The following is a 20,664-nucleotide window of genomic DNA, read 5'->3' as shown; positions in this document are numbered from 1 at the left end:
CGCTTGTCCGCCGGCCCGATATAGCCAGCCGTGGCGAAAAGGGACGGGCAGGCACCGCTCAAGCGTCTTCCGGCGCCATGTCGAAGCGGAAGCTGGACCCGGTCAGGCCGCCCCGCATATCAGTCTGGTCATAGCTGAGCCTGCCCGCCGCGCCGATCGCGACGAGCAGCGGCAGGAGATGGCCCTGGTTCAGCAGCGCAGTCATGATGCTTTCCTCAGCGGTGCCGTCAACGGCTCCGGGATGGGCTGGGTGAAGACATGGTCGAGGCCCGACATCGCATCGCCCTGCACCTGCTCGGCCAGGCGCTCCTCGTCGCGGCGACGGATGTCCTCGACGGTTTCGTCGACATCGGCTTCCGCGAAACCGACCGCGCGCAATCCCTCGGCCCCCATCTGGTACGCGGATTCGACCGTCTCCCGGACCTGATAGTCCACTCCGGCGCGGATCAGGTCCACGGCATGTCCGCGATCATAGCTCCGCACCAGCAGCCTTGCCTGGGGGAAGGAATGGCGGACCAGTTCGGCGATCTGCAGCGCGGCTTTGCGGTCATCGATGCAGACGATGATTGCATCCGCGCCGCTCGCGCCGGAATGGTGAAGGGTGTCGAGCCGCGAACCGTCTCCAAAGAAGACCTTGAAGCCGTAGCGTGCGGCATCGCGGATGCGATCGGGATTGTTGTCGATGACTGTAAGGTCGATGCCGCGCGCCAGCAGCGCCTGCGACGCGATCTGGCCGAACCGTCCGAATCCGATGAAGAGGATCCGGCCCTTCAGGCCGTGCGCGATATCGACGCCGTCCATCGACGCCTCGGTGCGCAGCAGTCGGTCGGCCGCGATCATCAGCAAGGGCGTGAGCGCCATCGACAGGATGACGATGGTGGCGAACAGCGCGTTTTCGCGCGCGTCGATGACGCCGCCCGAGGTTGCAGCCGCGTAGAGCACGAAGGCGAATTCACCACCCTGCAGGAACATCGACATCCGGTGCAGTGCCTGATGGTTGTCGCTCCCGAACAGGCGCGCAACGCCATAGACGACGACGCCCTTGGCCACCGTGAACGCGGCGAGAATCGACAGGAGAAGCGGCCATTCCGCCGCGACGACCGACAGATCGAGCGACATGCCGACCGCAAGAAAGAACAACCCCATCAGCAGCCCGCGGAACGGCTCGACATCGCTCTCGATCTGGTGGCGATAGCTTGAGCTTGAAAGCATCACCCCGGCAAGGAAGGCGCCCATGGCCATCGAGAGGCCGGCGACGTCCATCAGGAGCGCCGCACCCAGCACGACGAGCAGCGCCCCGGCGGTCAGCACCTCGCGTGTTCGCGCCCGCGCCAGCAGCGCGAAAAAGGGGTTGAGGCCGAAGCGGGATACGCCCAGCAACGCCAGCAGCGCGCCAAGTGCGACGAGACCTTCCATCCAGCCCGCCCTGCCGTGCGCTTCCGGTGACAGGAAGGCGACCACCGCCAGCAGCGGCACGATCATCAGATCCTCGAACAGCAGGATCGCGACCGACTTCTGCCCCTCCGCACTTGAGATTTCGCCGCGATCCTGCAGCACGGACATGATGACCGCCGTGGAGGAGAGGACAAAGCCCGCGCCGGCAATGAACGCCACCGCGGGGGGCATGTCGAAGATCAACGCCGCCGCGAGCGACAGCGCGGCGATCGCGAGCGCGACCTGGGCGAGGCCGAGCCCGAAGATCTCTCCGCGCATCGCCCACAGCTTGTAGGGCCGCAGTTCCAGCCCGATCACGAACAGGAACATGACCACGCCGAGTTCGGAGAAGTGGAGGATGGACGTCGCATCGGTGAAAAGGCCGAGCGCCGATGGCCCCACCAGCACGCCGGCCGCGAAATAGCCCAGCACCGATCCCAGGCCGAGCCGCCGGAACAGCGGCACTGCCACGACGGCGGCGCCCATCAGCGCAACCGCAGGCCCGATCGTTTCTCCTAGGCTCACCTCAGCCATGATGTCGCATATCCGTTCCTGTCCTCTCGGGACCAGGATGCGGCCGCGAGTTTGCTTGCCGGTGCAGATGACCCGTCGCCGGAGAGAGGTCATCGAACCCGAGAGTGGCAGTCTGGACGTTGAAGCGATAGGGCGCGTTCGCGACAAACTGTGTCACGGCTTCCGGAACGCTGACGAAGGTTCGTGCGCGATCTTGCTCTTTCTCGCGGGCCGCGTTCCGCGATCGGCAACACAGAAACGCGCGAAACGGCGCTATCGCAGCGGCATCCGGAATGGCAGATCTCGATCACGCGAACTGGGAGTTTGATGTGGAAAAGATCGGCCGGGACCTCCTGGAAATGCAGCGGGTTCCGCTGGCTGAAGCGCATGTCGCCGCGATCCGGCAGGCCGGCACCCAGATCCTCTATCCGGCCGGCACGGTGCTGGTCCGCCCCGGCGACCCGGTCGAGACGTTCGTCTATGTGGTGGACGGCGAAATCGAGGTGATGAACAGCTTCACCGGTGAGCGGCTTGTTCCCGCGACGCTCGGGCCCACCCAGTTCATGGCGGAGATTTCCTTCCTTTCAGGCGGAAGCTGGTCGATGGCGTTCCGCGCGGCGCAGGACACACGGGTGATCGAGGTGCCACGGGCCGAGATGCTCAGGCTGATGGCGGCGGTCCCCGAGATGTCGGACATCATCATCACCGTTCTGGCGGCACGGCGGCGCAGGCAGCTCGAGAGCGGCGACAGTTCGCTCGTGCTGATCGGCGAGGAGGCGGACCGCGACGTCCGCCGCATCGCCGAATTCGCAGGCCGCAACCGGCTGCCCTGCGCTTCCCATCCGCTGGGCAGCGCTGAGGCGCACGCTTTTACCTTGAGCTGCGCGGCCGATCCCGGCCGGCCCGCGGTGATCTTCGGCAAGGACACCGTGATCCTCGATCCGACGCCGGAAAAGATCGCACGCCTGATCGGGATGAGCCAGGATCTGGTCAATGACGAGGCGGTCGACGTCCTCGTCGTCGGCGGCGGGCCAGCCGGCGTCGCCGCGGGGGTTTATGCGGGTGCCGAGGGATTGAGTGCGCTGGTCGTCGAGGACATCGCGATCGGCGGCCAGGCCGGCACGTCGAGCCGGATCGAGAATTACATGGGTTTCCCCACGGGCATTTCGGGCGCAGACCTTGTCTGGCGCGGCGAGGTGCAGGCGATGAAGTTCGGTACGCGCTTCGCGGTGCCCCTGCGCGTGGATGCGCTGGAGCGGCTGGAAGAGGGTGGCTTCTGCGCGACGTTCAACACGGGCAGCCGCGTACGTACGAACGCGGTCGTGATCGCGACCGGCGTCCAGTATCGCCGGCTGCCGATCGATCGGCTTGCCGCGTTCGAGGGGGCGGGGATCTATTATTCGGCTACGGAGAACGAGGCGCGCTTCTGCCGGGATGCCGAGGTGATCATCATCGGCGGCGGCAATTCCGCCGGGCAGGCGGCGATGTTTCTAAGCCGCGTCGCGGCGCGCGTCCGGCTCCTCGTCCGCGGCGATTCACTCGCCGCCTCTATGTCCAGCTATCTCTCAAGCCGGCTGGAGGCCGATCCGGCGATCACGATCGAATATGGCGCCCAAGTCGCTGCCGTACATGGCGAAGACCGGCTGGAGGCGGTGACGATCCGCCGCGATGGTGCAGACGAGCGGGTCGATACCTGCGCGGTGTTCGTGATGGTCGGCGCCGTACCGAATACGGGATGGCTCGCCGATCTGGTGCAACTGGACGCGAAGGGCTTCGTGATGACCGGCGCGGACGTGAACGCGGCTTCTCCATTCGCGACCTCTTGCCCCGGCATCTTCGCGGTCGGCGACGTGCGTGGCGGATCGGTCAAGCGTGTCGCCTCTTCGGTCGGCGAAGGCTCGGTGGTGATCTCGAAAGTGTGGGATCATGTCCGCGGCTGACCCCGCGCCCGGCTCGGGCAGCGCTCAGTCTGCAAGCGGCGGCACGACGCGATCCGCCTGTTGCCGCTGGATGGCGCATTCCTGAGCAAGAAAATCGACCAGCGCGCGAACCGACGGCAGAAGTCCGCGGCGCGATGGGAAGACGGCATGGACGATGCCCGCGCGCGGTCGCCACTCAGGAAGGACATGAACGAGCCGTCCCGTCCTAATATCGTCCCAGATGAAAATCGTCGGCAATTGCACCGCGCCGGCACCTGCGATCGCGGCAGCGCGCAGGACGGACATGTCGTCCGTTACAAGGCGCGGTGTATGGGGCACGGTGGCGACCTGACCATCGGCATGATGTAGTTCCCAGCTATGATCGCGGTGCGGCCGTACCAGATCGAGGCTGGAGAGCGCGCGCAGATCCGCCGGCGAGGCGATGTCTGCCGGCATCAGTGCGGGGGCGGCGACGAGGCATTGTGCGCTTTCGTCGAGCCGCCGCATGACGAGGTCTGACGCTTCGATCGGCGGGAACCGCACGCGGATTGCCAGATCGAACCCTTCGGCGATTACATCGACGCGGCGGTTGGTACTTTCCAGATGCACCTGGACGCCGGGGTGAAGCATCATGAAGCGCGCGATCAGTGCACCGAACTGGAAGGAAAGCAGCGCGGTGGGACAACTCATCCGCACGATGCCGCGCGGCTCCGCCTGCACCACGGCCGCGATCTGCTGCGCCGCTTCGGCTTCGATGAGCATCGCGACGCAGCGCTCGTAGAATTCACGCCCGATCTCGGTCACCGAAAAACGCCGTGAGGAGCGGTTGAGCAGGCGGACGCCCAGTCGCTCTTCCAGAAGGAGGATGCGGCGGCTCAGCCGGGATTTTTGGATGCCGAGCGCGCGACCCGCCGATGAGAAACCACCATGGTTCACCACAGCCGCGAAATAGAAAAGATCATTGAGATCCTGCATCGTCCTGTTGATAGGACGCTGTGTCATATCTCACAATCTTTTTTCGCCATCGTCCCGTCATTAACTCTCGATCAACGCAAGGCGTCGTTTGGCGCAACGCAATCGGAGAAGAGAAATGGCCAAGAAAATCCTCGGCCGTTATGGCAACGACCGGCAACATTGGGTGGGTGATGGCTTCCCCGTCCGTTCGCTTTTTTCGTACCGGACGCTGGGCGCGCACATCAGCCCGTTCCTGCTGCTGGACTATGCCGGCCCGCATTTTTTCGAGCCGACCAACGAGCGGCGCGGGGTCGGCGAGCATCCCCATCGCGGCTTCGAAACCGTCTCCATCGTCTTCGACGGTGAGGTCGAGCATCGTGATTCCGCCGGCAATGGCGGCGTGATCGGCCCCGGTGACGTCCAGTGGATGACTGCGGGCGGCGGCATCATTCATGAGGAGTATCATTCACCCGGCTTCGCAAGGACGGGTGGGCCCTTCCGCATGGTGCAACTCTGGGTGAACCTGCCTGCGAAGGACAAGATGGCGCCCGGCGCCTATCAGGGCATCGTAAAGGACGATATCCCCGTGGTGTCGCTCCCCGGCAGTGCGGGCAAGGCGCGCATCATCGCCGGTGCCTATCGCGGCGCCAAAGGGCCGGCGCACACCTTCACGCCGATCAATGTCTGGGATCTGACCCTGAAGGCGGATGCGGATCTGACGCTGGACCTGCCCGAAGGCCATACGGCGATGATCGTGGTGCTGACCGGGCATGTCACGGTGGCCGACGGCCATGGTGCCGGCGAGGCCGAGGTCCTGCTGCTCGATCGCGAGGGCAGCGACGTCGGCATCCACGCGGATGGTGACGCCAGGCTGCTGGTCCTCACCGGCGAGCCGATCGATGAACCAATCGTGGGCTATGGCCCGTTCGTGATGAACAGCGAGGCGGAGATCCGCCAGGCTGCCGACGACTTCAACAGCGGACGTTTCGTAACGGCCGCGGCGTGATTGAGGGGCCGGACTCGTCCATCGGGTCCGGCCCCTCTTTCGTGCGGAGGGTCGTGCGTCGCCCGCCCGCGCGATCGGGGCCCCGGCCCGCATCCGGCGCAGAACGTTCAATCAGGAAAAAGGGAGCTGCCAATGGCCAGCGAAGCGATCCGCAATGGACAGACCGATCATCTTCTCACCCCGGAGAATTCGGCCTTCATCGTCATCGACTATCAGCCGATCCAGGTTTCTTCGATCCGATCGATGCCGCGCGACGAACTGGTGTTCAACATCGTCAGCACCGCCAAGGCGGCGGTGAACTACAAGCTTCCGATCATCCATTCGACGGTGAACGTCGCCACCGGCCGCAACAAGCCGCCGATCGCGGAACTGCAGGCGGTGCTCGGCCACCTGCCCACCTATGATCGGACCTCGATCAATAGTTGGGAGGACACGGAATTCAAGCAGGCGGTCAAGGCGCTCGGCCGGCGCAAGCTGATCATGACGGCGTTGTGGACCGAAGCCTGCCTGACCTTCCCCGCGCTGGATGCGATCCAGGAGGGCTATGAGGTCTATGTGCCGGTCGATGCCGTCGGCGGCACCTCGGTCGCTGCGCATGAGGCAGCGCTGCGTCGCGTGGAGCAGGCGGGTGCCAAGCTGATCAGCCGCGTGCAGATGTATTGCGAACTGCAGCGCGACTGGGCGCGCGAGGCGACCGTGCCGGGCTTCATGGACGTGTTCGAGAGCTTCGACGGCTTCAATCCGGAAAAGGCGGCGACGGCGACTGCCGGCGTGTAATGCAAAGGCGATGGCGGCGGTCCCGGGCGGCCGCCATTCGCTGTCGGCGCTGCCGGCCGAAAACGGGAAGCTCCCGGCTGCCGACGTTGCAACGGTTGGCGCGAGTCTTGGGGCTGGTCCAGACTGTCCGAACGCGATGATTCCACCCGGCTGAGGACGCCTTTTCGGGTTCAGCAACTGCTGCACCCGGGGCGATGGAGCACTGCCGCTTTCGAGCGATGATGGTTGTGCTTGGGGCGTCGACCTCGATATTGTCGATGCGATGAGAGCGAAGTTAGCGTCACCTCCCAAAGCTCCGGCAACGGCGGCTGGTACCATCCCGGATTTCGTCGTGGTCGACGTCGAGACCGCATGCCAGCGCGTCAGCAGCATCTGCCAGATCGGCATCGTCGGTTTCAAGGATGGGATGGAGATCTTCGACTATGAGACGTTCGTCGACCCGCTCGACGATTTCTCATCCTTCAATACCCGCATCCACGGCATCACCTGCGATCATGTCGCCGGCAAGCCGAGCTTCGCCGATCTTCATGCGACCATCGATGGCCATCTGTCGGGGCGCATTACCGTTGCGCATTCCTATTTCGACAAGGGCGCGCTGGGTGCTGCCTGCCAGCTTCACCGGCGTGCGCCGATCGAGACGCAATGGCTGGACAGCGTGCGCGTCGCCAAGCGGGCATGGCCGGAGTTGCCGAGCCATCGCCTGAACGTGCTGACCAAATTCTTGGGCATCCGGCACCGGCATCATGATGCGCTCAGCGACGCTCGCGCGGCCGGTATGGTCATCCTGCGCGCGATCGAACATACCGGCATCGACCTCGCCGGTTGGATGGTGCCCGCAAGGACGAGCGGTGCGGCGGCGCCCAAACCCGCCGCCACCGGCCCCCTCAAGGGCGAACGGGTCGCACTGCTGGGCGCGCCGCGCGATGGCGCGCTGGCCATCAGCCTCGCCGCAGCTGGCGCGCGCATCATGGCATCGGTGGGTACCACCACGACGATGCTGGTCATCGGCAACGATCAACCCTTCGGCCGCTATGTCACCGCGCACGAAGAGCATCGCCGCGCCGACGCGTTGCGGCAGAGGGGAAATGCAATCGGGATCGTCACCGAGGCGGAGATCCGCGCCCGCATCACGTTGCCGATCGTCTCCTGACGCTTACAGCCGGTGCAGCGCCGGGCGGTCGGGCGTAACCTGATAGCCGACCAGCGTACGGATCGCGCCGCCCGGCTTCTCGATCTCGTCGATCACCTTCACCTCGGTGGTCCAGCGCTGGGGCGTGATGTCGAAAAGCTGGTAGCCGCGCCGATCGGTATAAAGATCGAGATTTGGATTGTTGCGCAGGACATGGGCGAACGGCTCCTCGCCGCGGCCATTGCCGCCCGAAGAGATCGACGTTGCGAGGAACTCCACCGCGACAGGCTTGCCGTCCGGCGTCAAGCCGTTCTCCGGCACGATGCCCGCTGCATGTTTGTGATGGTCGCCGGTGGCGATCACCACATTGCTGAGGCCGTTGCGGCGGATGCTCTCGACGAGGCGTGCCTTGGCGGGGCGATAACCGTCCCACAGGTCAGTTTCCAGGATCGGGCGGTCCTGGCCAGGCGCGCGAACATCGAGCGGCATGACGATGACCTGCTGGGCGAGCAGGTTCCAGGTCCGCTGGTTGCCCAGCCCCTCGTCCAGCCATGCCTCCTGCACATGTCCCAGCATTTCGGGGCTGGCATGCGCCTCGGGCGTGCAGGTGTCGGCACGGGCGATATCGTTGCACGACTGATCGGTACGGTAGCTGCGTGTATCGAGCACATGCATGCGCAGCAGGCGGCCAAAGTCCAGCCGGCGGAAGGCGCGAATGCCCTCAAGGCCCGGCATCTGCGCGCGGCGCACCGGCATATTCTCATACCAAGCCTGATAGCCCGCCATACGGCGCAGCAGGAAGGCCTCGGGCGGGGTGCCGTCCTGATCGAAATCGCCGGCCCAGTTGTTGTCCACCTCGTGATCGTCGAACGACGAGGCGAAGGCGCAGGATTGGTGCGCTGCCTGAAGCTGCGGGTCCGCCTTGTACTGGGCGTAGCGGCGGCGATAATCGTCGAGGCTGTAGATCTCGTCGCCGGCATGGCTGCGCACGACATGCTCGGCCACCGGCCGGCCTGCGCCCTCATAGATATAGTCGCCATAGTGGAAGAGGAGATCCACGTCGGGCTCGCGCGCTAGCGCCCCCCATGCGCCGTAAAGCCCGGCTTCCCAATGCTGGCAGCCGGCGACGCCGATGCGCAGCCGGTCGAGCCCGGCGTCGGCGGCGGGCGCGGTGCGTGCGCGGCCGACCGGGCTGGCGTCGCTGCCGGCCACGGCGAAGCGATACCAGTAATGGCGATGCGGGCTGAGGCCGCCGACCTCGACATGAACGGAATGGCCGAGTTCGGGCCGCGCCATCGCCTCCCCCTTGCGCACGACGCGGGCAAAGCGTTCATCCTCGGCGACCTCCCAGGTGACGGGGACCGTTACCTGCGGCATCCCGCCATGCTCGTCGAGCGGGCGGGGGGCGAGGCGCGTCCAGATCACGAAGCCATCGGGCCAGGGATCGCCCGAAGCGACGCCAAGCGTAAACGGGTTCGCGCCGAGCGGCCGGTCAAGCACCGCCGCGGCAGCGTGGGCGGGAAGGCCGGCGAACAGCAGCAAGCCTGCCCCGGTCTTCATCAGCGTGCGGCGGTCGATGGTCATGAGGGGAACATCCTGGGCAAAAGAGGGGGCGAGGGAGCACTGTCACCCGAAAGCTGACAATTTGATGTCAGCCATCCAGATTGTTGTGCGCTGGATCAGGGGGCGGGGGCACTACCCGTTTCGGGATCATAGTTCGGGTGGGCCGGATCCTGCGGGCGCGGGTCGCCGACGCTGGGCTTCGCGCTTTCCTTCCAGGCCCGGTAGAGCAGGTCGCGTAGCATCGCCGCGCCCGCCGCGCTGCGGCGATAGACGAAGTCGCGCCCTTCCTTGCTCGACGGGTCGGAAAGGATGCCGCGCTTGTCGAGATCGAAAATCGTCTCGACTTCGGCATTGCTCTCGTCGAGGAAGGCGAGAACCTGCCTGAGAAGATCGCCATCCTGCCGCTGCGGCGCGCCGATGCGCGCGGCGAAATCCGCGGGCTGAAGGTCGATCGCGTCGGCATAGCCGATCTCGAAATGGCCGTGGATGCCGCCGCTGCGCGTATATCCCTTCGGATTGTCGCCGACCCAGCCCTCGCAATGGATGCTGGCATGATGCGGGTTGGTGCCGTCGCCGATATAGTGCGACATCCAGGCGGTGTAGAAGGCGAGGGTCCGCTCGATATTGGCGGTCGGCTCGCCCCGTGAGCGCTTCGCGCGCAGGCTGCGCATTCCCGCGACGATGCGGCCATATCCCTCCATCACTGCATAGGGCAACGTGCCCGTCCAACGCACGTTGAGGCGTTCGGCCGCCTTTAGGTCGATCGTCCGCACCCGTTCATGCTCGCGGTGGAGCGCCAGCACGAAGGCGTAGCGCGAACGCGGCACCGGATCGAGGAAGCGCAGGCGCTCGACGAACCAGGTGTGGTTGGGATCCTCGTCGATCTTGGAAAAGGGCTCGGAGGAGGAGCGCCAGGTGTCGGGGGCGCCTGCCTCCTCGCCGATATATTCGGCGTAATCGCGCAGGAAAACCGGGCCGTCCGCAGGCAGCGCGTCAAGCGCGGCATGGTCGATGACGGCATGGCCGCGCCCGCCCCAGGCGAACGCTGCGGACGATTGCACAGTCGCGAGCAGCGACAGGGCGATGAGGGCAAGTCTGCGCATCAGTTGATCGCTTTTCGGAGAGAAACGGCAACCGGCCGGACGCGCCATGCATCCGGCCGGTGTGCGGGATCAGAAGTTGTAGGACACGCCGACATAGGCACGGCGACCCGAATAGATCGAGCTGGTCAGCCGGTCCTTGGTATCGCTGCCGAGATACTGCCACTCGTGCGACTTGGTGAGGTTGATGATCGAGGCGGTCAGCATCAGCCCGTCCCATAATTCGTAGGACGCGTTGAGATCGACCTGCTCATAGGGGGCGGTATAGGTGTTGAGGCCCGAGGAGAGCCCGCCCACCACAGTGCCGCGGCGGTTGTAGGATGCGCGCAGCAGCATCCGGCGCGTCTCGTAGAACAGCGATGCGTTGAACTGGGTCTTGGCGCTGCCGACCAGCGGCGAGGTGCCGACCTTCTCGCCGTCCAGTGTCACGTCGGCGGTCGAGGTGTCGTTATAGGTGAAGTTGACCTGCACGCCGAGGCCGAAGGGCAAGGTATGTTGGGCATAAAGCTCGACGCCCTGCGACACCGCGCTCGAACCGTTGGCGACCGTCGAATAGGATTCGATCAGCACCTGCTCGCCGGCCACGTCGCGGGTGACGTCCATCACCAGCGGCACGATGAAGTTGGAGACCTCCTTGCGGAACGCGGTCGCGCCGACCACCGAACCGGGGCGGAAATACCATTCGAGGCCGATGTCGTACTGCCAGGCCTTGAATGCTTTCAGCTGCGAGTTGCCGCCGCTGCCGGACCATCCCGCGAACTCGCCGAACTGATCGCGGTCGAAGGCGTAAGCTTCCGACTTGTAGGTCAGCGAGCGGGCGCCGGCGAGGTCGGAGATCGACGGCCGTGCCACCACCTTCGCCACCGCGCCGCGCAGCAGCAGCGTGGGGGTGACGTCATAGGCGAGGTTCATGCTCGGCAGCACGTCGGTATAGCTCTTGCGCTCGTGCAGCCGGATATTCTCGATGATCTCGCGCTGGGTCAGCGGCAGCACCTGGCAATTGCCGTCCGCGCCCAGCGGCCGGTTCGGATCGAACGGGCCGTTGGGGCCGTCGACGCAATAGTCGACCAGATATTGCAGCCTATCCGAGGTCTCGTCGCGCTGGATGGTCTGAACCACGCGCACCCCGATATTGCCGCGCAGCCCGCTGGTCGCGAAATTCGCCTGCGCATAGCCGCCCAGCGCCTCTTCGCTGAGGTCATAGACATTGTTGGGCTCGGGCTCGCGCACCGAGGGGCCGTAACGCTCGTTGATGATGTCGAGATAGCGTTCGAAGTTAACGCCCGGATAGAGGTTCGCGCTGAAGCCGCCATTGATGTTGCCCATCGGCGTATCATAGAAATATTCGGGCTGCGCGACCGCGCCTCGCGGCGTGTTCTGGTAGCGGATCTTGTTGGCGGCATCGGCATACCATTCGTTGCGGCCGGTTTCGCGATGGACCTCCAGCTTGCGCCATTTGCCGCCAAGCTGGATCGAGCGGAGGAAACTGTCGTCGAACGAGCGCGTCAAGTCGAGCTGCACATAAGGCTGGTCGATCGCGCTGTTGGTGAAGCTGGAATTGGTGCCGCCGATGTCGATCTGGGCGATGCCGTTTATCAGATTGTCTTGCAAGTTGGGCGAGAACTCCATCGCCACGCCCTTGCTGCTGAGATCCCACGCGCTAAGGAAGTTGCCGTTCTGCTCTTGCCCGGTCACGGTGATGCGCGGCTTGGCGGCGACCTGGAAGCGCATCGAGGGGCCGCCGCGCGACGCCGTCTTGCCGACCTTGAGGATCGCATCGAATCGGTCGCGCTTGTAATGCGCCTCACCCTCGAAGGTTTGCGAGTGCTGCTTCTCCTTCGAATAATAGCCGGTCAGGCGCGGCGTCTCCATCGTGCACATCGGCTTCGCGTTCAGGCACGGCGCGCCATCGACGGCGAAGGTGGCGGACTTCATCACCGTGCCGCTCTGGTCGAACATGGCGTCGCTGAAGAACTTGCCATAGCCCCATTCGGGGATGGTCAACTGGTTCATCACATAGTCGCTGCTATACTCGAACCGAAAATAGTTGGCGGTCAGGGTCAGCGTGTCGGTGGGGCGGAACTGGGCGGTGGCCTGGATGCCGAAGCGCTCGCGATCCTGATCGAAGATTTCGGCGCGCACCGATTGCGGTGCCCAATAGCCGGTATAATGGTCGCCGCCGATCGTGCTCTGGCCGCCGCCGGTCCAGTAGGAGACGGCCGCATCATTGGCGATCGGGTTGCCGTTCACATCGGTCGCGCGTTCCAGCACCCGCCCGTCGGCGCCGCGGTCGCTCCACCAGCGCCAGGTGCCCGCGGTCGAGCGCATCTCGCGGTTGGTGCGCTTCTGGTAGACGCCGCCGATCAGGAAGCCGATCGTCTCGTCCTTGTTCTTCCAGGAATATTGCGCACCGATCTGCGGTTCGAACCTGTCGCTGTTGTCGGAATAGGTGCCCTCCGTCGAGATGAAGCCCGAGCCTGAGGGCACGTCGAACGGCCGGCGGGTGTTGAGGATGATGGTGCCGCCGATACCGCCTTCCTCAAGCCGCGCCTCGGAGGATTTGTAGACCTCGGTGCTGGCGATGAAGTTGGCAGGCAGCATCACATAGTTGAACGACCGCTGCGGATCGCCGCTGTCGGCACCGGCCAGGAAATTGCCGTTGAGCAAAGTCTGGGTGAGGCCCGGCTGCAGGCCGCGGATGCTGACGCGCGAGCCTTCGCCGCCATCGCGGGTGATCACAACGCCCGGCATGCGCTGCAACGCGTCGGCGACGTTCTTGTCTGGAAACTTGCCGATATCCTCGGCGGTCACGACATCGACGAACGCATTGGCCTCGCGCTTCTGCTCGAGGGCTTCCTCGATCGACTGGCGATAGCCGGTGACGACGATCTCGGGATCGGCATCCGGCGCCGGTTCACTCGGCGCAGCAGCGGGCACGTTTCCCACCATGCCCTGCGCGAGCGCCACGACCTGGCCGTCATCGCCGACGACGCGCAGCCCCGAACCCGCGATCAGGCGGCCGAGCGCTTCCTGGCGCGTCATCGTGCCGCGCACCGACGGCGCGGTTACGCCGCGGATCCTCGCTGCGGGATAGACGATCTTCACCCCGGCCTGCTTGGAAAAGGCGATCAGCGCGGCGCCGAGCGACTGGGCGGGAACATCGAAATAGACGGATACCGCCTGCGCCGGGGCGGCGACGAGCGCGGTCGAAGCGATCAGGGCAGCAGCAAGCGACGTGAACGTACGGACGGACATGGAAATCTTTCCCCCGACATGGCGCAACACCTGCGCCATTCACGGGGATGACGGGATGGAGGGGCACTGCCTCCAAGTCGGCGCTAAAAAAATTCAGCGGGTCAGTTCATAGCCGCCCGGGGTCGCAACGACGCGCGCGTCGAGGCTCAGCGAAACCGCTTGCAGGAATTGATCCGGCCGATTGAGATCGAAGCGCCCGCCGATCTTCTCGCGCGCGAGGTCGGGGTTGGTGACGATGATCTTGCGGGTGAGGTGGCGGTTGAAATCCGCCGTCGCCTCGGCGACCGACTGGTCGAGGAAGACGATCTCGCCGGCGCGCCAGGCCATCAGCGATTCGACCTGCTCGGTGCTGCGTGGCTGCAGCCGCGGCGCGCGATCCTGATCGACGATGACCGACATTTTTGGATGCAGCACCATGGCCCGATCACCACCGGGAAGCGGCATCGCCGCGCCATCCACCAGGGTCAGTTCGGCATGGCCATCCCTGATGCGCGCATCGAACAGCCCGGGCGCAAGCGGCAGCGCGGCATCATTTGCGCGCAGCACTGCGGCGCCGCCCGGGCGCAGGTCCAGCGCCAACTCGCCGCGGTCGAGCCGCAACATCCTTTTCCCGGCGGTGAAACGCCAGGACAGCGAACTGTCCGTGTTGAGATACGCGACGCTGCCGTCGGGCAGCGGTACCCGTCGCTTCTCGCCGACGCGTGTCGTCGCATTGTCCCAGGCGTAGGCGCGCTGAGCGAAAAATCCCGAGCCCAGCATCATGACCGGTAAGGCGACCGCGGCGGCCCTCAGCCATTGGCGGCGATTGGCGGTGGCGGGGGCTGGCTCGACCACACTCTCGGATGCATCGGCTACTGCCGGCTCGGTTGCCATCGGTCCGGCAGCAGCGGCGCTCTCCCAACTTGCAGCGACGCGTGCATAGGCGACCGCATGCGCGGGACTGGCCTGGCGCCATGCCTCGAACGCCTCCGGCTGCGCGCTTCCTGCGTCGAGCGCGGCAAGCCAGCGCGACGCTTCGGCAATAAGGGCATCCTGACCCAGTGGGTCTTTCGACATCATCATTTGTGGTAAGTCTGCAAAAAGGGCGCGATCATCGGGCATCGACCGCCGCCATTCATCTATCAAGCGGCTTCCGGTCAGAGAAGCATCTTCTCCCGCGCTTGTTCCGGTGCCGCGTCGGCCGGCGGATCGTGCGGCGTCAGCGCGAGCGTCAGCAGTTCCACCGCGCGTGCCAGCCGCTTTTCGAACGTCGATATGCTGATGCCGAGGTCGCTCGCAATCTCGCGTGGCGTATCCTCGGCGAGGCGGCGACGCACCAGCGCCACCCGGCAGCGTTCGGGCAGCGCGGCGATGGCCTGCTGGACCCGCGCCAGTTGCGATTGCGCCGCGACGATGCGGAAACTGTCCGGCCTGTCGTCGGCGATTTCGGTCATCGCCGGTTCTGGCAGCGGCTGCATCGTAACCACCCGCGCCTGCCGGATCCGCTCGATCGCCAAATTGTGGATCATCCGCATCACGTAGCCTGGCGGATTGGCGATCGCGCTCCACCCGTCGAGCGTGAATAGCTTCGCATAGACATCCTGCAGCATGTCGCCCGCCTCATCGTCATTGCGCACCGTACGGCGCGCATAATCGAGATAGGCGCGTTCGTGGGGCAGGACTTCGTCCATGAACCAGCGATCGATCGGACGGACGTGGGGGGCGGTCACGACGAGAAACCCGCAAGGCCAGGGGAGTGGTGCGGGCGCCTCTAGGTGCGAAAAAAGTAACTTCGATTACAGGGCGGGAGGTTTTTTGCGGTGCAGCATCAGTGCGCAGCAGCCTTGTCGCGGAAGGGCGCTTGTGGCGATAAGAAGCAGCCCGCATCGCGCTTGGCGAGCGGGCCGCGATATTGGCCTGCGAAGCGCATCGGAACGATCCGTCGAGGGATCGTCCCAAGCGCGTGCGTCTTACTCGGCGGCTTCGGCCAGCCGGCTTTCCAGCGCGTCTTGCTGGCGAACCAGCGCGGGCGGTAAGGTCGCGCCGAAGCTCTCCAGATAGGCGCGGCTGCGTCCGGCCTCGTCCTGCCAGGCTGCGGTATCGATCGAGAGCAATTGCTCGAGATCCGGTGCGGCAATGTCGAGCCCGTCGACGTCCAGCGCATCCGCGCTCGGCACAAGCCCGATCGGGCTGGCATCCGCTGCGGCGCTGCCCTCGACGCGATCGACGATCCATTTCAGGACGCGCGAGTTCTCGCCGAAGCCGGGCCACATGAAGCGGCCGGCATCATTCTTGCGGAACCAGTTCACCATGAACAGACGGGGCAGCACTGCGGGGTTGGGCGCGGTGGCACCGATGTGCAGCCAATGGCCAAAATAATCGGCGATGTTGTAGCCGCAGAAGGGCAGCATCGCGAACGGGTCGCGACGCAGTTCCCCGACCTTGTTCTCCGCCGCTGCCGTGCCCTCGGACGCGATGTTGGCGGCCATGTAGACGCCATGTTCCCAGTCATAGGCCTCGGCGACCAGCGGCACGACGCTCGCGCGGCGGCCGCCGAACAGGATTGCGGAGATCGGCACGCCTTGCGGCTGGTCCCACTCCGGCGCGATCGACGGGCACTGGTCGGCGGGCGCGGCGAAGCGGGCATTGGGATGCGCGGCGGGCGTGCCGCTCTCCGGCGTCCAGGCGCGGCCCTGCCAGTCGGTCAGCGTCGCCGGCGGGGTCTTGGTCAGCCCCTCCCACCACACGTCGCCCTCAGGGGTCAGTGCGGTGTTGGTGAAGATGGTATCGCGCGCCAAGGTTGCGATGGCGTTGGCATTGGTGCTCGGCGAGGTGCCCGGCGCGACGCCGAAGAAGCCGGCTTCCGGGTTGATCGCGTAAAGCCTGCCGTCAGCACCGAAGCGCATCCAGGCAATGTCGTCGCCCACCGTCTCGGCGGTCCAGCCGGGGATGGTCGGTTCAAGCATCGCCAGATTGGTCTTGCCGCAGGCGCTCGGAAACGCCGCGGCGACATAATGCACCGCGCCTTCCGGATTGGTCAGCTTCAGGATGAGCATATGCTCCGCCAGCCAGCCGCCGTCACGCGCCATGATGCTGGCGATCCGCAGCGCGAGGCACTTCTTGCCGAGCAGCGCATTGCCGCCATAGCCCGAACCATAGGACCAGATTTCCAGCGTTTCGGGGAAATGCACGATCCACTTCTCGTCGTTGCAGGGCCAGGCGACGTCGGCCTCGCCCGCGGCCAGCGGCGCGCCCACCGAATGGACGCACGGCACGAAGAATCCGTCCGGCCCAAGCATTTCGAGCGCGGGCGCGCCCATGCGCGCCATAATGCCCATGGAAAGCACGACGTAGGGGCTGTCGGTGATCTCGACGCCGATCACGCTCTTGTCGGATTCGAGCGGCCCCATGCAGAATGGAACGACATACATCGTCCGCCCGCGCATACAGCCGGCAAACAGCGAATCGAGGTTCTGCCGCATCGCCGCAGGCGCGAACCAGTTGTTGGTTGGGCCGGCGTCGGATTCCTTCTCGGAACAGATGAAGGTGCGGCTCTCCACCCGCGCAACGTCACGGGGATCCGAGCGCGCATAGAAGGAATTAGGCCGAAGTTCCGGATTGAGGGGGATAAGCGTGCCGATATCGACAAGCTGTCGTGTGAGACGCTCGCGCTCTTCGAGGGAGCCGTCGCACCAGTAAACCGCGTCGGGCTGGGTAAGCGCCGCGATCTGCGAAACCCAGTCGGCGAGACCCTGATGGGTAACCGGATGCGCCGCTGCGGCGGGCTCGATTGCGCTATCTACCAGCATCCCGGACCTTCTCCCTGCAACGCTCTATCTTCCGTACTCGATATAACCATCGGCGCGCGGGCCCAAATATGATTAGCGGAAGGGTATAAGCCTGGGTTAAAGATGGTGCGTGGACCAGCTTTTCGACCTCAACCTTCGCCACCTAGGGCTGCTGGAAATCATGCATGCCAGCGGTAGCCTGAGCACGGCGGCGCGCGAGGCGGCGATCTCCCAGCCGGCGCTCACCCAGGCGCTTGCCAAGCTGGAAACCGCCTTCGGCACCCAGCTTTTCGAGCGCACGCCACTCGGCATCGTCGTCACGCCAGTCGGTCGCCGCATCCTGAGGCGGGTCGGGCGCGGCCTCAACCAGTTCGGCAAGGCGCTACGCACCGGGCGCATCGATGCGCAGCGCAAGGGCACCGAACGCTATCTGACGATGGCGCATGTCCGCGGTTTGCTGGGGCTGTCCGAAGGCGGCAGCTTCGTTCGCGGCGCAGAGATCGCGGGCGTTTCGGTGCCGGCGCTGCATCGCTCGGTACGCGACCTAGAACAACTCTATGGCGTGCCGCTGGTCGAGCGCCGCGGCCGCGGCGTCGGCCTGACCCGCTCGGGCACGAAACTGGCAGACGGTTTTACCTTGGGCGTGTCGGAATTGCGCACCGCGCTGGACGAGGCGGTGCACAGCGGCGGCCGGCTTGCGATCGGGGCGATGGCATTGTCGCGCTCGCTGCTCCTCCCCGCGACGCTCGCAGACCTGCTGCGGCATGCGCCCGACGCGCATGTCGATGTCGTGGAAGGCGCCTATCTTGAACTCGTCGAACTGCTGCGCAGCGGCAGGATCGACGTCATCGTCGGGGCGCTGCGCGAACATCCGCCGCGAGATCTTCATCAGGAGGCGCTGTTCGTCGATTGGCTTACGATCATCGGCCGCGCCGATCATCCGCTCGCGACGCGGGTCGCCGGGTTCGAGGATCTGGCGGCCTTTCCCTGGATCATCGCTCGGCGTGCATCCGGGCTGCTCGAACGGTGGCAGCAATTGTTCGATCGCGCCGGCAAGCCGCGGCCGCGGGCGCCGATCCAGTGCGGCTCGGTCGCGCTCATCCGCGGCGTGCTCGGCCGTAGCGACTTCCTGACATTGCTGTCGGTCGACCAGGTGCCATCAGAAATCGAAACCGGCGCGCTCGTCCGCATCCGCTCCGAAATACCCGATACCGAACGGACGATCGGCGTCATCACCCGGCGCGACTGGTATCCGACATCGTTGCAGGAAGCGTTCATGGCGGCGCTGAAGCGCAATGTGCCTGCGGTGCAGCCTGCGGGAGAGGATGCTGGATAAGCGCAGGTAAGGGGAGGGGGCGACGCCCCCTCCGTCCAGTCCATCAGCTCATATCCGCCGCGAACGCCACATCCCGCTGTGCGCGGAGCTCCTCCAGCCGCGCCACCAATGCGCGTTCGATGCTTTCATAGGCCGTGCTGCCCAGCGCCATGCGGCGCGGCGGCTTTTCGGCATCGCCCGCGGCGATCATCGCATCGACGGTGCGGTCGGCATCACCCTTGATCACGAAGCTGCCATCGGCCACCGCGCGGCGCACCGCACCCGCCGGGGTCGCGTCATAAACCGGGCTTTCTGGCGCGCGATCGAGCGCGGCGCCGAAATTGGTGCCGGTCGGGCCCGGCTCGATGATCGTGAACGTGATGCCGAACGGCGCCACCTCCTGCGCCACCCCCTCGACGAAGCCCTCGATGCCCCATTTGGTCGCGTGATAGGCGCTGAAGTTCGGATAGGCGATCTGCCCGCCCTCGGACGAGACCTGCAGGATCCGCCCGCCGCCCTGCGCGCGCAGATGCGGCAGCACCGCGCGGATGAGCTGGATCGATCCGGTGAGGTTGGTCGCGATTTGGCGGTCAAGCTGGTCGTCGGTCAGTTCCTCCGCCGCGCCGAACAGGCCGTAGCCGGCATTGGAAACGATGCGGTCGATCCGCCCGAACGCGGCGAAGGCCGCCGCCACCGCGGCGCGGATCGCGTCGCGATCGGTGATGTCGAGCGCGAGCACATGCAGGCGCTCGCCATACGCGGCGGCGAGGTCGTCCAGCGCCTCTACGCGCCGCGCGGTTGCGACGACGCGGTCGCCGCGATCCAGCAATTTGCGCGCCATGCCGAGGCCGAGCCCCGAGGATGCGCCTGTGATAAGCCAGTTGGTCATGATGATGATCTCCTTCCGGCTCACGATTTAGGCCTCCGCCATTGATGTGATAAGAAAAGCTAATCGGCATGACCTGTTGAGGAATTTGCACGAATGAGCGACGTCAGCTTGACCGATCTCAACGCCTTTGCGGCGGTGGCGCAGTACCGCAGCTTCCGGCGTGCGGCGGACGCGCTGGGCGTGTCGCGCTCGGCGCTCAGCCATGCGGTGCGCGCGCTTGAGGCGCGGCTCGGTGCGCGGCTGCTCCACCGCACCACGCGCAGCGTCGCGCCGACCGAGGCGGGGGAGACCCTGCTCGCGCGCCTCGTCCCCACCTTGCGCGATCTTGACGAGATGCTGGACGCGGTCGGCCAGTCCGGAGCGGAGCTGACCGGCACATTGCGGATCAACGCCAATGAGGGCGGCGCCGGCTGGCTGCTGCAGCATGTCGTGCCCAGCTTCCTCCAGCGCCACCCACGCGCGGCGATCGATCTCGTCAGCGAGGGCCGGCTGGTCGACATCGTCGCCGAAGGGTTCGATGCCGGCGTGCGGCTGCGTGAGGCGGTGCCGCAGGACATGATCGCGGTGCCCTTCGCCGGCGCGATCCGCTTCCTCCCCGTCGCCGCCCCCGCCTATGTAGCGGCGCACGGCCGGCCGCAGAGCCCGGAGGATCTGCGCCGCCACCGCTGCATCCGCCAGCGCCTGCCGAGCGGCAAACCCTATCGCTGGGAATTCGTGAAGGGGACGCAGGAGCTTGCGGTGGAAGTGCCGGGCAGCATCATCCTCGACCACAGCCGCCTGATGGTGGACGCCGCGATCCTCGGCCTCGGCATCGCCTTCGTGCCGGAGCCCTATGCCGCGGACGCGCTGGCGGACGACCGGCTGGTGCCGCTGCTGGAGGAATGGTGCCCGTGGATCGAGGGGCTGTGTCTATATTATGCGGGCAACCGCCATGTGCCGGCGGTGCTGCGGGCGTTCATAGACGTGCTGCGACAAAGCGGAGATTGAGGACATGGCGGCACCCTATATCGGGGACATAATACTAAACTCTGCACGTATCCGGA

General features: G+C 65.7%; 16 protein-coding genes. 6 read left to right on the top strand and 10 right to left on the bottom strand.

The genetic code is table 11. The features are described from left to right. Positions 1–58: 58 nt before the first annotated feature. On the bottom strand, positions 59–205 hold the full coding sequence (locus FHS96_RS23890) for a hypothetical protein (RefSeq protein ID WP_429597932.1): 147 nt from the start codon (positions 203–205) through the stop codon (positions 59–61). Then, positions 202–1,968 carry a monovalent cation:proton antiporter-2 (CPA2) family protein gene (locus FHS96_RS23885; protein ID WP_429597930.1) on the bottom strand — a complete coding sequence of 589 codons (1,767 nt, stop codon included), beginning with the start codon at positions 1,966–1,968 and terminating at the stop codon, positions 202–204. The genes FHS96_RS23890 and FHS96_RS23885 overlap by 4 nt, the downstream gene beginning before the upstream one ends. A gap of 272 nt (positions 1,969–2,240) precedes the next feature. Between FHS96_RS23885 and FHS96_RS23880 the strand changes: the two genes are divergently transcribed. Then, on the top strand, positions 2,241–3,887 hold the full coding sequence (locus FHS96_RS23880; RefSeq protein WP_429597928.1) for an FAD-dependent oxidoreductase: 1,647 nt from the start codon (positions 2,241–2,243) through the stop codon (positions 3,885–3,887). 24 nt (positions 3,888–3,911) lie between these two features. Here the strand turns inward: FHS96_RS23880 and FHS96_RS23875 are convergent, their stop codons facing one another. After that, a complete protein-coding gene (locus FHS96_RS23875; RefSeq protein WP_429597926.1) occupies positions 3,912–4,868 on the bottom strand; it encodes a LysR substrate-binding domain-containing protein in 957 nt (318 codons plus the stop codon). 88 nt (positions 4,869–4,956) lie between these two features. On the opposite strand from FHS96_RS23875, the gene FHS96_RS23870 reads away from it, so the two are divergent. From FHS96_RS23870 to FHS96_RS23860, 3 genes are all read left to right on the top strand, one after another. Continuing rightward, positions 4,957–5,826, top strand: coding sequence for a pirin family protein (locus FHS96_RS23870; RefSeq protein WP_429597924.1), 870 nt, complete (start codon positions 4,957–4,959; stop codon positions 5,824–5,826). 132 nt (positions 5,827–5,958) lie between these two features. After that, positions 5,959–6,603, top strand: coding sequence for a hydrolase (locus FHS96_RS23865; RefSeq protein WP_429597922.1), 645 nt, complete (start codon positions 5,959–5,961; stop codon positions 6,601–6,603). A gap of 262 nt (positions 6,604–6,865) precedes the next feature. Then, a complete protein-coding gene (locus FHS96_RS23860) occupies positions 6,866–7,753 on the top strand; it encodes an exonuclease domain-containing protein (RefSeq protein ID WP_429597921.1) in 888 nt (295 codons plus the stop codon). 3 nt (positions 7,754–7,756) lie between these two features. Here FHS96_RS23860 and FHS96_RS23855 read toward each other — a convergent pair whose 3' ends face one another. The 6 genes from FHS96_RS23855 to FHS96_RS23830 all read right to left on the bottom strand — a co-directional run bounded on the left by FHS96_RS23855 (position 7,757) and on the right by FHS96_RS23830 (position 17,438). Continuing rightward, positions 7,757–9,316 (bottom strand): alkaline phosphatase D family protein, encoded by a 1,560-nt coding sequence (locus FHS96_RS23855; RefSeq protein WP_429597919.1) that lies wholly within the window; start codon positions 9,314–9,316, stop codon positions 7,757–7,759. 95 nt (positions 9,317–9,411) lie between these two features. Beyond that, positions 9,412–10,398 carry a phospholipase C/P1 nuclease family protein gene (locus FHS96_RS23850; RefSeq protein ID WP_429597917.1) on the bottom strand — a complete coding sequence of 329 codons (987 nt, stop codon included), beginning with the start codon at positions 10,396–10,398 and terminating at the stop codon, positions 9,412–9,414. A 69-nt stretch (positions 10,399–10,467) separates the two neighbouring features. Further along, positions 10,468–13,650 (bottom strand): TonB-dependent receptor, encoded by a 3,183-nt coding sequence (locus FHS96_RS23845; RefSeq protein ID WP_429597915.1) that lies wholly within the window; start codon positions 13,648–13,650, stop codon positions 10,468–10,470. A 93-nt stretch (positions 13,651–13,743) separates the two neighbouring features. Continuing rightward, positions 13,744–14,706, bottom strand: coding sequence for a FecR family protein (locus FHS96_RS23840; protein ID WP_429597913.1), 963 nt, complete (start codon positions 14,704–14,706; stop codon positions 13,744–13,746). An 80-nt stretch (positions 14,707–14,786) separates the two neighbouring features. Next, on the bottom strand, positions 14,787–15,359 hold the full coding sequence (locus FHS96_RS23835; protein WP_429597911.1) for an RNA polymerase sigma factor: 573 nt from the start codon (positions 15,357–15,359) through the stop codon (positions 14,787–14,789). 240 nt (positions 15,360–15,599) lie between these two features. Further along, a complete protein-coding gene (locus FHS96_RS23830; RefSeq protein ID WP_429597909.1) occupies positions 15,600–17,438 on the bottom strand; it encodes a phosphoenolpyruvate carboxykinase (GTP) in 1,839 nt (612 codons plus the stop codon). Positions 17,439–17,547: 109 nt separating this feature from the next. On the opposite strand from FHS96_RS23830, the gene FHS96_RS23825 reads away from it, so the two are divergent. Continuing rightward, complete coding sequence (locus tag FHS96_RS23825; protein ID WP_429597907.1) at positions 17,548–18,753, top strand: LysR family transcriptional regulator; 1,206 nt, start codon at positions 17,548–17,550, stop codon at positions 18,751–18,753. A 43-nt stretch (positions 18,754–18,796) separates the two neighbouring features. On the opposite strand, the gene FHS96_RS23820 is transcribed toward FHS96_RS23825, so the two are convergent. Further along, on the bottom strand, positions 18,797–19,621 hold the full coding sequence (locus FHS96_RS23820) for an SDR family oxidoreductase (RefSeq protein ID WP_429597905.1): 825 nt from the start codon (positions 19,619–19,621) through the stop codon (positions 18,797–18,799). A gap of 93 nt (positions 19,622–19,714) precedes the next feature. Here FHS96_RS23820 and FHS96_RS23815 point away from each other — a divergent pair, with 93 nt between their 5' ends. After that, positions 19,715–20,608: a LysR family transcriptional regulator gene (locus tag FHS96_RS23815; protein WP_429597903.1), complete on the top strand. Its 894-nt coding sequence runs from the start codon at positions 19,715–19,717 to the stop codon at positions 20,606–20,608. Positions 20,609–20,664 lie beyond the last annotated feature (56 nt).

The organism is Sphingomonas zeicaulis (genome assembly GCF_050433225.1).
Lineage (GTDB): Bacteria > Pseudomonadota > Alphaproteobacteria > Sphingomonadales > Sphingomonadaceae > Sphingomonas_D > Sphingomonas_D zeicaulis.
The sequence above is the reverse complement of the archived record's forward strand: the minus strand, read 5'-3'. Positions and strand labels throughout refer to the sequence as shown.

Excerpts from the sequence above, each read along its gene's own strand:
- FHS96_RS23855 (WP_429597919.1), bottom strand. The coding sequence starts at position 9,316 with ATGACCATCGACCGCCGCACGCTGATGAAGACCGGGGCAGGCTTGCTG.
- FHS96_RS23860 (WP_429597921.1), top strand. The coding sequence starts at position 6,866 with ATGAGAGCGAAGTTAGCGTCACCTCCCAAAGCTCCGGCAACGGCGGCT.
- FHS96_RS23830 (WP_429597909.1), bottom strand. The coding sequence starts at position 17,438 with ATGCTGGTAGATAGCGCAATCGAGCCCGCCGCAGCGGCGCATCCGGTT.
- FHS96_RS23840 (WP_429597913.1), bottom strand. The coding sequence starts at position 14,706 with ATGTCGAAAGACCCACTGGGTCAGGATGCCCTTATTGCCGAAGCGTCG.
- FHS96_RS23880 (WP_429597928.1), top strand. The coding sequence starts at position 2,241 with ATGGCAGATCTCGATCACGCGAACTGGGAGTTTGATGTGGAAAAGATC.
- FHS96_RS23875 (WP_429597926.1), bottom strand. The coding sequence starts at position 4,868 with ATGACACAGCGTCCTATCAACAGGACGATGCAGGATCTCAATGATCTT.
- FHS96_RS23845 (WP_429597915.1), bottom strand. The coding sequence starts at position 13,650 with ATGTCCGTCCGTACGTTCACGTCGCTTGCTGCTGCCCTGATCGCTTCG.
- FHS96_RS23870 (WP_429597924.1), top strand. The coding sequence starts at position 4,957 with ATGGCCAAGAAAATCCTCGGCCGTTATGGCAACGACCGGCAACATTGG.
- FHS96_RS23850 (WP_429597917.1), bottom strand. The coding sequence starts at position 10,398 with ATGCGCAGACTTGCCCTCATCGCCCTGTCGCTGCTCGCGACTGTGCAA.
- FHS96_RS23890 (WP_429597932.1), bottom strand. The coding sequence starts at position 205 with ATGACTGCGCTGCTGAACCAGGGCCATCTCCTGCCGCTGCTCGTCGCG.
- FHS96_RS23865 (WP_429597922.1), top strand. The coding sequence starts at position 5,959 with ATGGCCAGCGAAGCGATCCGCAATGGACAGACCGATCATCTTCTCACC.
- FHS96_RS23815 (WP_429597903.1), top strand. The coding sequence starts at position 19,715 with ATGAGCGACGTCAGCTTGACCGATCTCAACGCCTTTGCGGCGGTGGCG.
- FHS96_RS23820 (WP_429597905.1), bottom strand. The coding sequence starts at position 19,621 with ATGACCAACTGGCTTATCACAGGCGCATCCTCGGGGCTCGGCCTCGGC.
- FHS96_RS23885 (WP_429597930.1), bottom strand. The coding sequence starts at position 1,968 with ATGGCTGAGGTGAGCCTAGGAGAAACGATCGGGCCTGCGGTTGCGCTG.